This window comes from Streptomyces pratensis (genome assembly GCF_037137275.1).
GTDB classification, from domain to species: Bacteria; Actinomycetota; Actinomycetes; order Streptomycetales; family Streptomycetaceae; genus Streptomyces; species Streptomyces pratensis_B.
Genome location: NZ_JBBBEN010000062.1, coordinates 70,261 through 84,184, shown reverse-complemented (window position 1 = coordinate 84,184; position 13,924 = coordinate 70,261). Strand labels below are relative to the sequence as shown.

Annotated in this window: 13 protein-coding genes and 1 pseudogene; 8 read left to right on the top strand and 6 right to left on the bottom strand. The window is 71.7% G+C overall.

What is annotated here, in order from left to right:
• Positions 1-213: 213 nt before the first annotated feature.
• The 3 genes from ssgD to V9U70_RS04820 form a co-directional block, all read right to left on the bottom strand.
• Positions 214-630 (bottom strand): spore wall synthesis regulator SsgD, encoded by a 417-nt coding sequence (gene ssgD / locus V9U70_RS04835; RefSeq protein ID WP_336673184.1) that lies wholly within the window; start codon positions 628-630, stop codon positions 214-216.
• Between the two features lie 372 nt (positions 631-1,002).
• The gene (locus tag V9U70_RS04825) at positions 1,003-1,545 is read right to left on the bottom strand and encodes a DUF1707 SHOCT-like domain-containing protein (RefSeq protein ID WP_336673183.1); all 543 of its coding nucleotides are present in this window, start codon (positions 1,543-1,545) and stop codon (positions 1,003-1,005) included.
• A 115-nt stretch (positions 1,546-1,660) separates the two neighbouring features.
• The gene (locus V9U70_RS04820; RefSeq protein WP_336673182.1) at positions 1,661-1,960 is read right to left on the bottom strand and encodes a YciI family protein; all 300 of its coding nucleotides are present in this window, start codon (positions 1,958-1,960) and stop codon (positions 1,661-1,663) included.
• A 135-nt stretch (positions 1,961-2,095) separates the two neighbouring features.
• Between V9U70_RS04820 and V9U70_RS04815 the strand changes: the two genes are divergently transcribed.
• From V9U70_RS04815 to V9U70_RS04800, 4 genes are all read left to right on the top strand, one after another.
• The gene (locus V9U70_RS04815) at positions 2,096-2,788 is read left to right on the top strand and encodes an endonuclease V (protein ID WP_336673181.1); all 693 of its coding nucleotides are present in this window, start codon (positions 2,096-2,098) and stop codon (positions 2,786-2,788) included.
• Between the two features lie 71 nt (positions 2,789-2,859).
• Positions 2,860-3,297: a glutaredoxin domain-containing protein gene (locus V9U70_RS04810; RefSeq protein ID WP_336673180.1), complete on the top strand. Its 438-nt coding sequence runs from the start codon at positions 2,860-2,862 to the stop codon at positions 3,295-3,297.
• Positions 3,298-3,412: 115 nt separating this feature from the next.
• On the top strand, positions 3,413-3,556 hold the full coding sequence (gene mmpA / locus V9U70_RS04805) for a morphogenic membrane protein MmpA (protein ID WP_336673179.1): 144 nt from the start codon (positions 3,413-3,415) through the stop codon (positions 3,554-3,556).
• Positions 3,557-3,859: 303 nt separating this feature from the next.
• Positions 3,860-5,152 carry a YhgE/Pip domain-containing protein gene (locus tag V9U70_RS04800; RefSeq protein WP_336673178.1) on the top strand — a complete coding sequence of 431 codons (1,293 nt, stop codon included), beginning with the start codon at positions 3,860-3,862 and terminating at the stop codon, positions 5,150-5,152.
• Positions 5,153-5,224: 72 nt separating this feature from the next.
• On the opposite strand, the pseudogene V9U70_RS04795 reads toward V9U70_RS04800, so the two are convergent.
• Positions 5,225-5,538 (bottom strand): annotated as a pseudogene (locus tag V9U70_RS04795) (transposase); the annotation flags it as partial.
• Between the two features lie 138 nt (positions 5,539-5,676).
• Entirely contained in the window at positions 5,677-6,300 is a 624-nt protein-coding gene (locus V9U70_RS04790; protein WP_336673364.1) for a TetR/AcrR family transcriptional regulator, read from the bottom strand.
• Between the two features lie 124 nt (positions 6,301-6,424).
• Here V9U70_RS04790 and V9U70_RS04785 point away from each other — a divergent pair, with 124 nt between their 5' ends.
• From V9U70_RS04785 to V9U70_RS04770, 4 genes are all read left to right on the top strand, one after another.
• Positions 6,425-7,876, top strand: coding sequence for an amidase (locus tag V9U70_RS04785; protein WP_336673177.1), 1,452 nt, complete (start codon positions 6,425-6,427; stop codon positions 7,874-7,876).
• A 331-nt stretch (positions 7,877-8,207) separates the two neighbouring features.
• Positions 8,208-9,659 carry a sugar porter family MFS transporter gene (locus tag V9U70_RS04780; RefSeq protein ID WP_336673176.1) on the top strand — a complete coding sequence of 484 codons (1,452 nt, stop codon included), beginning with the start codon at positions 8,208-8,210 and terminating at the stop codon, positions 9,657-9,659.
• Positions 9,660-9,754: 95 nt separating this feature from the next.
• Positions 9,755-11,176, top strand: a complete 1,422-nt coding sequence (zwf, locus tag V9U70_RS04775) for a glucose-6-phosphate dehydrogenase (protein WP_336673175.1) — start codon at positions 9,755-9,757, stop codon at positions 11,174-11,176.
• 96 nt (positions 11,177-11,272) lie between these two features.
• Complete coding sequence (locus V9U70_RS04770) at positions 11,273-12,385, top strand: FUSC family protein (protein ID WP_336673174.1); 1,113 nt, start codon at positions 11,273-11,275, stop codon at positions 12,383-12,385.
• Positions 12,386-12,605: 220 nt separating this feature from the next.
• On the opposite strand, the gene V9U70_RS04765 is transcribed toward V9U70_RS04770, so the two are convergent.
• Entirely contained in the window at positions 12,606-13,838 is a 1,233-nt protein-coding gene (locus V9U70_RS04765; protein ID WP_336673173.1) for a saccharopine dehydrogenase family protein, read from the bottom strand.
• Positions 13,839-13,924 lie beyond the last annotated feature (86 nt).

Sequence of the window (13,924 nt, the reverse complement as noted above, 5' to 3'; positions counted from 1 at the left end):
CGAAGGTGCCCATGCCGTGTCGTCGCACTGCCGTCCGCCCGCGGCCTCCGGCGCCGCGCGGGGCGCCCGGACCCCGGGGCCCTCGAGGCAGGGAGGAGGGGCACGGCTGACGTGGGTGTCAAAGACGGGTGGAGCCGGAACGCGGGCCGGGCGACCGCGTTCAGGGCCGTGCCTCCCCGCGGGCCCACCCGGCTGCTCCCCCATGGGGCGGCGTCAGCGGGAACCGCCCAGCAGTTCGGTCAGGCTCCCGTCCAGATCCAGATACCGGTGCTCTTCGCCCACCGGCACCAGCTCCTGCGCCCGCTGGAGGAAACGACGCAGCTCATCGGTGCGGACATGGACCATCGCGATGCCCTCGGGCGCGTGGAACTCCAGCACCGTCCGCTCGTACCCGAACGGCCGCACCCGTACGTCACCCTGCCCGGCGGGGGAGTCGACCCCGACGGTCAGCAGTTCGCGGGCGAACTCCCAGGAGACCTCTGTGCCCTCCAGGGTCGCCGGGGCCGGGAACGCCATGCGGACGGCGAAGGGGTGGCCGCGGTCGTACTGCAGAGTGGCGGGCAGGGTTTCCATCCGCGGTGCGGACGCGACCATGCGGGCCTGCACGGACTGCTCGATTACGCTGGACAAGGCCTGCTCCCTCTCGCGCTGGGTGAACGCTTCCCGGCAGTGGAGTAGACGACGGAACTCCACGATCCGTGCACCGGCACGCGGCGTGAGCTGCGTCACCGGAAGTCTCCGGTCCCGCTCGCCCCGTGCCGCTTGTGCTCTCCTGCCCGGTCTCCGCCGATGCACCCTGGACCGGCCCGCTCTCGTGGGCCGTGTGCAGCGCCACGAAGGCCAGACGGAGCGCGAGACGGCTGGTGGCGCTGGTGACCGGCCCGGCCGGCGCCCTTCTCACCCTGAACGCCGGGTGCACCTGGCGCAGGGTCGGCACCGGTTCGTACGACACCGTCGTCTGCCAGCCCGGCCCGGTGGCGCCCCGACGGGGCGGGCGGCCCCTCAGCGACGCGCGTGACGGATCTTCAACAGCCCGAACTCCAGCGCGCCGGTGATCCGGACGGTGGGCCCGCCGGTGCGGGAGGCCCGGCGCGGTCTGTGGAGCACGTCCTTCCACCCGGTGCGCAGCCCCTCGAAGTCCACGACCGCGTCGCGCGGCACCGTGATGCGGGCCCTGCCGGTGCCGAGCCGCAGTTCGATGTCGACCACGGCATGGTCGATGACCGCCCGGGACAGGTCGAGATCGACGTTCCCGAAGGCGGACTCGACCTTCAGTCTGCGCGGCACCCGCCAGGCGCCGTGTCGCCTGATCCGCCCGCCGGCGGCGGCGATGGTGGACACGGGGGCCGGTTCCTGTGCCGGGAGCGGGGCGAGCGCCGACTTCAGCTCGCCGTGCGTCCGGGCGGTGAGCACCCGCTGGAGGCACGCGTCCAACTGCTCGTGCGCAACGTGTCCTTCGGCGTATGCCTCCCGCAGGCGCCGCACCGCCGATTCGCGGTCGTCCTCGGTGAGCAGGGGCGGTCGGTCCTCCGGCAGGGCGGTCACCCGGTCACCCTACTGTCCCGTCGGCGGCGCGCACACGTCAACGCCCTTGCTGGGCAAGGAGAGCAGCGGAGGGGGCCGGCCGGGCGGCGGTCCGGAACAGTGGTGCGGCCCCGCACTATCCGGGCAGCCCCTGGCTGTAGGGGGCCAGTGCGTCGGCAGTCTTCGTCACGATGAACTCGGTGATCCGGTACGTGCACACGCCGTGTGCGGTGAACGGGTCGGCCGCCGCGACCTTCTCGATCGCCGCCCGGTCCTCCCCGACGGCCAGGATCACCCCGCCGTCCCGCGGGTTCTTGCGGCCCGAGGCGATGAAGACGCCCGCCGCGTACTGGTCGTCGAGCCAGGCGATGTGCTCTTCCATCAGCGCGTCCAGGCGTTCGAGGGGAGCGGTGTAGGTCAATTCGAGTACGAACATGATCGTCAGGCTACGGGACGCACGACCGGCGACCGGCGGCCGCTGAGCCGTCGGCCCCGGGGATGCGGTGGCGGCGCCCGGCCATGGCTCCACCGTGTGGCACGGGCCCGTCCGTCACCGCATAAGCTGCCGGACATGACGACCTCCCCCACACCCGCCCATGAGACCCCCGCTGACGAAGCCGAGGCCCGGGCGGTCCAGGACCGCCTGCGCGGCCGGGTGATCCTGGACGAGGCGGGTCCGGAGCCCGGAAGCGGGCTGGTCACCGGCGTGGACGTGGCCTACGACGAGGAGAAGGACGTGGTCGTCGCGGCGGCCGTCGTGCTGGACGCGGCGACGTTGGAGACGGTCGAGGAGGCCACCGCCGTCGGCCGGGTCGCCTTCCCGTACGTCCCCGGGCTGCTCGCCTTCCGGGAGATCCCCACCGTGCTGGAGGCCCTGGAAGAGCTGTCAGTCCACCCCGGCCTCGTCGTCTGCGACGGCTACGGTCTGGCGCACCCTCGCCGCTTCGGGCTCGCCAGCCACCTGGGAGTGCTCACCGGGCTGCCGGTGATCGGCGTCGGGAAGAACCCGTTCACCTTCACCTATGAGGCCCCCGGGCCCCGGCGCGGTGACTCCTCCCCGCTGCTGGACGGTGAGGAGGTGGTGGGACGGGCGCTGCGCACGCAGGAGAACACCAACCCGGTCTTCGTCTCGGTGGGCTACCGCATCGGTCTCGACAACGCCTGTGCCCACACGCTCCGCCTCTCCGGCCGCTACCGCCAGCCGGAGAGCACCCGCAGGGCGGACGCCCTGTGCCGGCAGACCCTGCGGGAAGCCACCGCCTGAGTGCTCCGTGCGACCGGGGACGAGCGGTCCGGTTCGACGCGCACGGCGACGCGCCGCTAGCCTGCGTCGCCATGAGGCGTGTGTGGACGATGCCGGTGCTGTTCGTGCTCTGCGGCGCGGCCGTCGCGACGGCGACGGCCGCCGGGGGAGACCTCGGTACGGCGGCCGTGTTCCTGCTGGGCTTCGTTCTCCTCGCGGTGGTGCACTCGCCGCTGGTCTTCCCGAGGCCGATCGGTGCGCTGGAGGCGCGGCGTCGCAGCGCGGAGGACGGCCGTCCCGTCGTCTTCTGGAGGCCCGGCTGCATGTACTGCCTGAGGCTGCGCTTCCGGCTGGGTCGTCACGCGTCCCGCGTGCACTGGGTCGACATCTGGCGCGACCCTCAGGGAGCGGCGGCGGTGAGGGCGGCCAACGGCGGTGACGAGACGGTGCCGACCGTCGTCGTGGCGGGCCGGCCGCACGTCAACCCCGATCCCGCCTGGGTACGCGAGAGTGCCGCCCGCCCGGCCTGACCGAGGACCGCCGGCCCCGTGAGGAGTGGCCGAGGGGTCTCGGGCGGGGGCGGCGGAAAAAGCTGAGTACGTCTACGGATGGCGCTCCCGGGTCCTGCTGGGCAGGCTGACACGTATGAACACCTCTCGCACAGCCGTCCGTACCGCGCCCCTCCGTCCCGACCAGCGCCGTACGGTGCTCGGTCTGCTGCTCGGCGGCGTCGTCGGGCTCGTCTGGCTGGGGGCGATCCTCTACACGCTGGTCGGCTGGGTGTTCTGAGGCGTGTCTCGCCAGGGACTGCGGCGCAGCCCTCGGGCACGCCCCGTCCTTCCGCGGTCCGACGGGTGACCGTGGAGTGTGAGACCGCCGCCTCCGGCGCGGCACTGACCTCTCCCGCCGCGTTTTCGCCCGGAGGAAGCCGTCTCGTGCACCTGGTGTCGCTTTGTCCTCTTCGTCTGTTCGGGATCTAGGGTCGACCTGCGCACGTCGGTTGCGCCACGGGCACGGGGCGGGGGCTGTATCCGTCCGGTGCCGTGATCCGCGCAGCGACGGAACCGCCGTCGGCGACCTCAGTGGAGTGGCATGGCAACCGGGAGTTCCGCACGCGACGCCGGGACGGGCCCGGGCACTTCGGCCGGGCGGGTGCTGCGGCGGTGGAAGCTGTGGATCGCCCCCGCGGTGCTGAGCGCCCTGGTCTCCCTGGTGCTGTCGCTGCTGTACATGGGTGGCATCCTCACCCCGGCCGACAGCCTGCACCGGCTGCCCATCGCACTGGTGAACGCCGACACCGGCGCGCCGCCGCCCGGCCAGGACCGGAACCTCGGCACACAGGTCAGTGCCGCCGTCGTCTCCTCCACCCCGGACGACCAGGTGCGATGGCAGCGGATGAGCCGGGATCGGGCACAGGACGCGTTGGCGTCCGGCAAGATGTTCGGCGCGCTGGTGATCCCGCCCGGCTTCACCGCCGACGTGAGCCGGCTGACGACCGGGCAGGCCGCGGAGCGCCCCCGGCTGACCGTCCTGACCAATCCGGGCATGGGCAGCCTGGGCTCCTCCCTGGCCCAGCGGATCACCCAGCGCGCGGCGGGCCAGGCGTCCGCGTCGATCGGCCGGGAGCTGACCCGGTCGCAGGCCGCGGCCGACCTGGCCCCCGGGTTCCGCCTCCTCCTCGCCGACCCGGTCGACGTGCGCGTCGAGGTGGGCCACCCCATCGGCAGTCACAGCGGGCTGGGGCTGAGCGCCTTCTACTACACCCTCCTGCTGGTGCTCGCCGGATTCATCAGCGCCAACATCGTCCACAACGGCGTGGACACCTCCCTCGGCTACGCGGACGGGGAGATCGGGCCCTGGCACAGCCGTCACCCCACCGTGCCCATCGACCGCACCCACACCCTCCTGGCGAAGATGGGCATGACCGCCGGGCTGTCCGTGCTGACCACCACGCTGATCATGGTCGCCACCATCGGCGTCCTCGGCATGGACGCCCCCCACCTGGTGCTGCTGTGGGCGTTCTCCTTCTGCGCCTGCCTGACGGTCGGGCTGGGCGTCCAGGCCATCAACGCCGCCTTCGGCGGGATCGGCCAGCTGGTGGCGATGTTCGTCTTCATCGCGCTGGCCCTCCCCTCGTCCGGTGCGGCCGTGCCCCTGGAAGCGGTACCGGGCTTCTACCGGTTCCTCGGCTCCTTCGAGCCCATCCGCCAGGTCGCCGACGGGGTCCGGGCGATCCTCTACTTCGACGCCCGGGCGGACGCGGGACTGGCCCGGGGATGGACCATGATCGCCTTCGGGTTCGTCCTCGCGCTCCTCTTCGGCTTCGCGATGACCCGCTACTACGACCGCAGAGGCCTGCACCGCATGGTCCCGAAGCACGAATAAGCATTTCGGGGAAGTGCCGGGTCCCGCTGCTCCGGTGTCGGGCTGATGTCGTAGGGACGGGGGAATTGCTGGTCAGCCGGGGCTCGGTGGGAGCGCGACTTGGTTGAGGGCGGCGGCAAGGTGGCTGGTCCAGGGGCCAGTGCCGGGCCAGGCGGGGGATCAGTCGGCGGCTGGTGGAGACGAACTGGCCCGGCCGTGGTGAACAGAGGGAGCCACAGACGGCGAGGCTCCCAGAGCCGGGCCGTGCCGGTCAGCGCGGGCATGGGCATCCAGGCCGACAGGTCGAGTACGATCCGCACGATCTCCAGCCAGATGCCGTTCTGGGCGGTGCGGTGCAGGGGCCGGTTGCGCAGGCCGGTGGCCAGTCGGACGGCGGTGATGTGGTCGACCGTGGTGCGAGCCTGCATTTGCCGGCCTGAGCAGGGCCGCCCGTTCCGGTCAGGGACGCTTTCCAGGTGAGCGGGCGAGCCAGGACGCACTCGCGTGCCTACGTTGAGCGGTGGCCGGGCGGGCGGCGCGGGCGGTCAGTCAGCCGCCCTGTGTGCGCCGAGGTGGGAGCGGTGCCGGTCCACGATTCCCTCGACGATCTTCATCAGACGGTCTCCCGTCTGATCGATGCTTCCGTTCTGCGTGCTGACCTGCGCCCCTTCGAGTACGAAGGTGATCTCGGCCGCGGCCTGTCCGGGGTCGGACATCTGGGCTTGGGTGCACATGCCGATCAGTCTGCGGGTCTGGTGGGCCTTGTGGTCCTCGATCACTTGCCGTGCCGGATGAAGGCGGTCGGGCAGCTCGGCGAGGGAGTTGATAAACGGACAGCCCCTGTAGGAGAGCGACGGCAGCCCCTCGGCGATGAAGCGGGCCAGGCCCAGAATCTGCTCCTCGGGCCGGTCGGGGTGTTCGGTTTCCACGCGGTCGAAGGCCGCCTGATAGTCCGCGGCGACGATCCGCAGCCACTCCGCGACCAGTGCGTCTTTGGTCTCGAAATGCCGGTAGATCGCCATTTTGGTGGTCTCGGCCTTGTCGGCGATCGTCTGGACCCCCACCTGCCGGATTCCTTCCCTCTGGAAGAGCTCTTCGGCCGCGTCGAGAATGCGCTCACGAGGAGGCAGCTTCGCCACTCTGCTTGGCCTTCTGAGGGTCGATGCCATGGCCACTCCGTCACTCCGGTCGATCGCGCCGTTCACGACCTCTCCAACGGTACCAGCCCGGCCCCTTCGATACCGTAGGGTATCGTTCGGCACTTCACGGTATTGTTCTTGTCGGGGAGCGGTAGTGGAACTTTCTGAGTACGTGAGCTTCGACGCGGTCGGGCTGGCGGAGCTGGTGTCCAAGGGCGAGGTACTCCCCGCCGAGCTGGAGGCAGCCGCGCGCGAGGCTGTACAGGCAGTTGATCCGCGGATCAACGCGGTTGTGGAGACATGGCTGACCGACGACGAACCTGTCCCCGGTAGCACACCACTGGCCGGCGTCCCTTTTCTGATCAAAGACGTCGCGGTGGCCATGGCCGGGAGACGGATGGAGCTGGGAAGCCGCCTGGCGGCCGGTAACGTCGCTGGCGCCGACTCCTCGCTGATGCAGCGCTTCCGGCGCGCGGGCCTCGTGACGTTCGGGCGAACCGCGACGCCGGAGATGGCCTATGGCATCTCGACGGAATCAGCGTTGTACGGCGCGACCCGCAACCCATGGGACCCGGAGCGCAGCGCGGGCGGATCCAGTGGAGGCGCAGCCGCCGCTGTCGCCGCCGGGGTGCTCCCGGTCGCCCATGGCACCGACGCCGCCGGGTCGCTCCGTATACCCGCCGCCTACAACGGCCTCTTCGGGATCAAACCCACCCGTGGCCGAGTGTCCATGGGGCCCGACGTCGACGAGGTCTTCAACGGCCTGGCCGTGCACGGCAGCGTCAGCCGCACCGTACGCGACAGTGCGGTACTGCTCGACCAGATGCGCGGCCCGGAGCCGGGCGACCCCTACTTCGCCCAGCAGCCGTCACGGCCGTACGCGGAAGAAGTCACCCGTCACCCGGAATCGTTGCGAATCGGTGTCCTCGCCCAGGCCTGGGGTGGACGCCGCACCACCGCCCCAGTGACCGACGCCCTCTCCCGCACCGTCCAGTTGCTTGGATTCCTCGGCCACCAGGTGAAGGAGGTCGAAGTCGACCTCGGCGTCGACTGGGAGGAATTCGTCCTGGCCGGTGCCCGACTCATGACGGTGAACCTCACCACTCTCATCGACGGGCTGGCCGCCGCCTTCGGCCGTCCCATCGACTCCTCGACCCTTGAGCCGGCGACCCTTGCCGGCTACCGCTACGGGCAGCGGGTCGGCGGCGCGCGATTTCACACCGCTCTCGCGATGCGGAACCGAGTGGCCCGAAGCCTGGCGCGGTACTTCGACCAGTACGACATCCTCCTCACGCCAACCCTGCCGGAGCCTCCCGTGTCTCTGGGCGCCCATACGGAGGGCGCGGAGGCACTGGACGGCCTCGGCTGGATCGAGCGCATCAATGACCTGTCGCCGTTCACCATGCCGTTCAACGTGGCAGGCACGCCGGCCATGTCCGTACCCGTGGCGGCCGACGCCGGGACGGGGCTCCCGGTCGGTATGCAGTTCGCCGCCGGATACGGCCTCGAAGGCCGGCTCTTCCGCCTCGCCGGACAACTCGAACAGGCAAGTCCGTGGTCTGGCCGAATCCCCATGGTGTGGGCAGGGAACCACTCAGCCCGCTGAAGAATGCTCCTGGCACGCTACAGAGAGACATCGACGCATTGCTGAGCGCATCGGAGCACGACGGCGGCCGCCCCCCGTTATCTTTTTCGCGGTCCCGCAAGAGGGCCGCTGGCCTCCGATCCCGTACGAAAGGGGCGCACCCCGCCTGGCCGGGCGCGGGGCGCCGAGCCCGGCGTCCCGGTGCGGGCCGAGACGTACCCCGTGGCGAGCCCCGGCCCCCGGCCCACAGCCGACGACGCCGTCCACCACCCGATTGCTTCCCTTACGTATCTGAACATCACGAAAAGTGGTGGTCTTGACCGGAAGGTCCGCCGAGACGCGAGGAAGTGACATGGTTCAGGGATTCTCCAAGGAGCCAGGCACCCACGGACCGCTCACCGAGGTCTCCCCGGAGGGACAGCGGAAGATCGCCCGCTGGGCGGCCGCGATCGCTCTGGGCGGCTTCCTCTTCGGCTTCGACACCGGGGTCGTGTCCGGCGCTCTGCTCTACGTCAAGCAGGACTTCGACCTCAGCTCCTTCGAGCAGGGGAGCGTGGTCAGCGTGCTGCTCATCGGTGCGGTGTTCGGCGCCACCTCCGCCGGCCGGCTGTCCGAGGGCTTCGGCCGGCGCAAGGCGCTGGGACTGATCGGCGTGGTGTTCATCATCGGCACGGCGATCGCGAGCGCGGCCGGGGGATACCTGATGCTCATGGCGGGCCGTGTGATCCTCGGCCTCGCGGTCGGAGCGGCGTCGGCGACCGTTCCGGTCTACCTCTCCGAGATCTCGCCGACCAAGATCCGCGGCCGACTGCTCACGCTGAACCAACTGATGATCACGCTCGGCATCCTGATCGCCTACCTGGTCAACCTCGCCTTCTCCGGCAGCGAGATGTGGCGCGCCATGTTCGCCGTCGGCGCGGTCCCGGCCGCCCTCATGGTGGCCGCCACGCTGTGGTTCCTCCCGGAGTCGCCGCAGTGGCTCATCTCCCACGGCCAGGCGGACCGGGCGCGCAAGGGCATCGCCGCGCTCACCGACGAGGCCACGGCGGACGAACTGGTCGCGCGGGCGCAGCACCGGATCGCCGCGGAGCGCGAGAAGCGGAGGCGGGATGCCGGTCCCGGTGAGCAGGGGGCCAGGAAACTGCTCGCCGTGGACGTGCGCCCGGCCCTCGTCGTCGGACTCACCCTTGCCGCCGTACAGCAGTTCGGCGGCATCAACACGATCATCTACTACGCGCCGACCATCATTCAGCAGACCGGTCTGAACGCCTCGAACTCGATCTTCTACTCCGTGTTCATCGGCGCGATCAACCTGGTCATGACGTTGGCGGCGATCCGCCTGGTGGACCAGGTCGGCCGCCGCATCATGGTGCTCGTCTCGCTGGCCGTCATGGCGGTCTCGATCTTCATGCTCGGCCTCGCGTTCGTGGTCGGCATGAGCTCGGTGCTGACACTGCTGTTCATGGTCGTCTACATCGCCGCGTACGCGGGCGGCCTCGGGCCGGTGTTCTGGACCCTGCTCGGCGAGATCTTCCCGCCGTCCGTACGGGCCGAGGGGTCGAGCGTGGCCACGGCCGTCAACTGGGTCTCCAACTTCGTCGTCAGCCTCGCCTTCCTGCCGCTGGCGGCCGCTCTCGGCCAGGGCGAGACGTTCTGGATCTTCGCCGGAATCTGTATCCTCGCCTTCTTCTTCGTCAGCCGCTATCTGCCCGAGACCCGCGACCGGGACCCCGACCAGATCGACGCGGCTCTGCAGGCCCGCTTCGGGCGCAGGCCCGACCGGGGCCCCACGAAGGCAGGCTGAGACCGGGCCCGGCAGCAGTCGCCCACCGGTGCCCGCGTCGGCGCCGCCCGCCCGTCCGGCCGTCCCGGGGCGGCCCCCGAGAAAGGACCTCCACCATGAGCGACACCCTCCTCAGCCCTCCCGAACTCGAACGCTCCGACGCTCTGGTCCTCTTCGGCATCACCGGAGACCTCGCCCGGAAGATGCTGCTGCCCGCGCTGTACCGGCTCACCGAGTCCGGCAGGCTGACCGTGCCGGTCATCGGGGTGGCGGCCACCGACTGGGACGACGACGCACTGCGCCGGCACGCACGGGAGGCGGTCGTCGCCGCGGGCACGGACATCGACGAGGCGGCCTTCGACCGGTTCGCGGCGAGCCTGTCCCTCGTCGCCGGCGACTTCACCGACGACGCCACCTTCTCCCGGGTGCGCGACGCCGTGGCAGGGTTCGACTTCGTCACGCACTACCTGGCGATCCCCCCGTCGCTGTTCACCACGGTCGCCGCCTCGCTGGCCGCGGCGGGCCTGAACCGCCACTCCCGCCTGGTGGTGGAGAAGCCGTTCGGCGACGACCTCGCCTCCGCACGCGCGCTCCAGGACGAGCTGGCCGCTCACTTCGACGACGACCACCTGATGCGCGTCGACCACTTCCTGGGCAACCGGGCCGTCGAGAGCCTGATGGTCTCCCGGTTCGCCAACACCCTGCTGGCACCCATCTGGCACCGCTCCTACGTGGACAACGTGCAGATCAGCCTGGCCGAGGACTTCGACGTCGCCGACCGGGGCTCCTTCTACGACCAGGTGGGCTGCCTGCGCGACGTGGTCCAGAACCACATGCTGCAGGTCCTGGCCTTCCTGGCGATGGACCCGCCGAGCGCCACCAACGCCCGGGCGCAGGGGCTGGAGAAGTGGCGGGTGCTGCACGCGACGCGCACCATGGACCCCGCCGAGACCGTACGCGGCCAGTACGACGGCTACCGCGACGTCGAGGGCGTCGATCCGGGCTCCACCACCGAGACGTACTTCGCGACCCGCATGTTCATCGACAACTGGCGATGGTCCGGCGTGCCCTTCTACCTCCGCAGCGGGAAGGCACTGGCAGTGACCGCCACCGAGGTCGTGGTCGAGCTGCGCAAGCCGCCCCTGGAGCTCTTCGGCGGCGCGAGCACGAAGACGCCGCCGAACCTGATCCGGTTCCGCGTCGACGGCGACACCGGGATCAGGGCGGACCTGATGGTGAGCAAGCCCGAGAAGAACACCGGACCGATGACCGTCCCCATCGGCGTCGACTTCGCCCGGGTGCTGGGACGCCAGGAACTTCCCTACGAGAACATCCTGTACGGGGCCGTCGTGGGGGACCCCGAGTGCTTCGCCTTCTTCCCGACCGTCCTGGAGTGCTGGCGCATCGTGGAACCGGTGCTGGACCCGGCCGAACCACCCCTGCGGTACGCACCGGGAAGCTGGGGCCCGCAGGCGGCGGACCGGCTCCCCGGTCTGCGCGAGTGGCACGAGCTGAGCCGCTGCCTGTTCGACGACTAGGGGCTGTCCGGGCCGGCCCGCCCCGGTGCGCACGAGGACGCTTCCGGTCTCCCGGCGGCCGAGGGCCGAGGGGCGAGGGAGGGGACGAGGAGGACGATGCACGCGACATGGCTGCGTGTCAGGGACAACCTGTGGCCGGTGCTCCAGCAGGCCGCGGCCGCCGCGCTCTCCTGGTGGATCGCGCGGAGCGCCTTCGAGCACCACCTCCCCCTCTTCGCCCCGATCGCCACCCTCGTCGCGCTCAACACGCCCGTGGGCGGGCGGGGCACCAACGCCGTGCGGGTCCTGTCCGGAGTCATCGCGGGCGTCGTCGTGGGGCACCTGGCCTTCCGCCTCGTCGGCCACGGCGCTCTGTCCGTCGGCGTGGCCGTCCTCGTCGCGCTGTTCGTCGCGCTGCTCATCGACGGGGAGCGCATCACGATGGCCCAGGCCGCCGTGGGCGCGGTCATCTCCGTCGCGGCCGGGCAGCGGGCAGGAGTCGACCGCGTCCAGGACGCCCTGCTCGGAGCCGGGGTGGCGCTCGTGTTCAGCCAGCTCCTGTTCCCGCCGCACCCGCTCGTCCTGCTGCGACGTGCCGAGACCGCCACGCTGGTGGGCCTGGCCCGTGCGCTGGACCTGGCAGCGCGGACACTGGACGAGGCGGACGAGGAACGGGAGGCCCGGCCGGCGGAGGAACTGCTTCCCGTCTACACCCTGCTCAACGACCTGGGCAGGACGCGGGGCGACACCCTCGCCGTCGCCCGCCGCACCCTGCTGTGGCGAGGCCGCCGCCGGGAGCCCGTCGACCGGGAGATCGCGTCCACGAGACGTCTGGATCTGCTCGGAAACAGCTGCCTCACCCTCATCCGCGGAGCCTCGGCCCTGGACACGGCGCACAGGCAGGCGTTCGCCTCCACGCTACGAGAGCTGTCGGGGGTCCTGGAGGCGCTGGCCGCAGCCCCCGGAAGCCACGCCGTGCGCCGGCACGCGACCCGGTGGACCCTCGACATCGTGCGAGGGGCTCCGGAGGCGGGTCCGGCCCTTCCGGTCGCCGTGTGGGAGAGCGTGCGGCTGGTCGCCGGGGACATCCTGGTCTTCGTCGGCGCCGAACCGGACGAGGCCGGGCGCGCCGTGCACGACAGGGCCACCGACGTCCCCACCGGCGCCCCGCCCACTCTGCGGTGGACGCCGCGGCCACGACGCCGGGGACCGCGCGGGCCTGCGGGCTGAGGCACACCGGCAGGCCACGGCGCCGTGACGTCCCGCCCGGACCGTCCCGCCCGGACCGTCCCGCCCGGACCGTGGAGAACGGCCCGGGCAGCCGCACGACCCCGCCCGGCCGGGCTCTTGGCCGCACACGCACCGCGCTCGCCGCCTCCGCACACCGCGCGAGGGAGCCGACGCGGGGCGGCTGCGCGCACACGCCCCGCCGTACGGGGCGCAGCGCGCGTCAGAGCCGGGCTGCCCCGCTCTTGGCCGTACCGCTCCTCGTGGGGAGCACCGCCGCCACCCGGAAACGCAGCCCCGCGGTCCGAAGCCGCCCCAGCAGCGCGTCGCCCATCGCCACCGCTGGGGTGACCTGCCCGGACGACTGCGGCAGGGCGTCCAGGGCCAGGCACATCGCCGATTCGGCGAGGATCTTCGCCGTCTCGCCGTACCCCGGATCGCCGCCGGCCACCTCGGTGAACACCCGCCGGCCGCCGCCCTCGCCGACGAAGCGGACGGTGAACCAGCTGCGCTCGCGGCGCCGCTCGTCCGGCCCCCGGTCCGAGCCGTAACGCTGCCTCAGCCATTCCCGTACGCCTTGGACCTGGGCGGCGGCGACGAGCGCACCGGCGGCCACCGGCGCGCCGACGGCGACGGGCAGGGTCCTGACAGAGGCGAAGTGCCGGTAGCGGAAGTCGGGACCGTACCGCTGGAGGGCCCGCGCGGACCGGCCCACGACCGCCGGGTCCACGGTCGGCAGCGGCAGTGCCCAGGCCCCGGTCGCCCCGCTGTAGTGCGGGGCGCCCAGGGGGGTGCGGACACGGCGGCCCACCGGGCGCGGTTCGTACAGCCGGCGCTCCCGGGCGGCGGCCAGCATCTGCGGGCCCCGGCCGAGCGCGGTGAGCGCAGAGGCGAACGTGCCGCCGGAGAAGGCGGCATGGGTGCGCACGAAGCCGTCCACGGACAGCGGCACGTCCTCGGGCAGCTGGTGGACGGTGAAGTAGGCCCCCAGGTCGTGCGGAACGGAGTCGAAGCCGCAGGCGTGCACGAGGCGCGCCCCCGTCTCCCGGGCCCTCGCGTCGTGGTCCAGGTAGGCCCGGTCGATGAACTCCGGCTCGCCGGTGAGGTCGACGTAGTCCGTCCCGGCCTCGGCGCAGGCGGCGACCAGCTTTCCGCCGAACCGGATGTACGGCCCCACCGTCGTGGCCACCACCCGGGCGGACGCCGCCAGCTCGGCGAGCGCCTCGCTGTCGTCCGCGTCGGCCTCCAACAGCGGGAGATCGGCGCAGCCGGGTGCGATGGCGGCGAGCTCCGCGCGCAGCCCCTCCAGTTTGCTCCGGCTGCGGCCCGCCAGAGCCCAGCGGAGGCCGGTCGGCGCGTTGGCCGCCAGGTAGGCGGCCGTGAGCGCCCCCACGAAACCGGTGGCGCCGAAAAGAACGACGTCCCAGGGGCGCCTCTCGCCGTGCTTCCTGTTCACGAGTCTCTCCCCGAGGGTCCGGATTCCGACGTGGCAGCCAGAGGGTAGCGGAGGATCACGTGGCGCGATCGGCCGACCGGCGGGGA

Excerpts from the sequence above, each read along its gene's own strand:
- V9U70_RS04820 (WP_336673182.1), bottom strand. The coding sequence starts at position 1,960 with ATGTTCGTACTCGAATTGACCTACACCGCTCCCCTCGAACGCCTGGAC.
- V9U70_RS04815 (WP_336673181.1), top strand. The coding sequence starts at position 2,096 with ATGACGACCTCCCCCACACCCGCCCATGAGACCCCCGCTGACGAAGCC.
- V9U70_RS04810 (WP_336673180.1), top strand. The coding sequence starts at position 2,860 with ATGAGGCGTGTGTGGACGATGCCGGTGCTGTTCGTGCTCTGCGGCGCG.
- mmpA (WP_336673179.1), top strand. The coding sequence starts at position 3,413 with ATGAACACCTCTCGCACAGCCGTCCGTACCGCGCCCCTCCGTCCCGAC.
- V9U70_RS04800 (WP_336673178.1), top strand. The coding sequence starts at position 3,860 with ATGGCAACCGGGAGTTCCGCACGCGACGCCGGGACGGGCCCGGGCACT.
- V9U70_RS04790 (WP_336673364.1), bottom strand. The coding sequence starts at position 6,300 with ATGGCATCGACCCTCAGAAGGCCAAGCAGAGTGGCGAAGCTGCCTCCT.
- V9U70_RS04780 (WP_336673176.1), top strand. The coding sequence starts at position 8,208 with ATGGTTCAGGGATTCTCCAAGGAGCCAGGCACCCACGGACCGCTCACC.
- zwf (WP_336673175.1), top strand. The coding sequence starts at position 9,755 with ATGAGCGACACCCTCCTCAGCCCTCCCGAACTCGAACGCTCCGACGCT.
- V9U70_RS04770 (WP_336673174.1), top strand. The coding sequence starts at position 11,273 with ATGCACGCGACATGGCTGCGTGTCAGGGACAACCTGTGGCCGGTGCTC.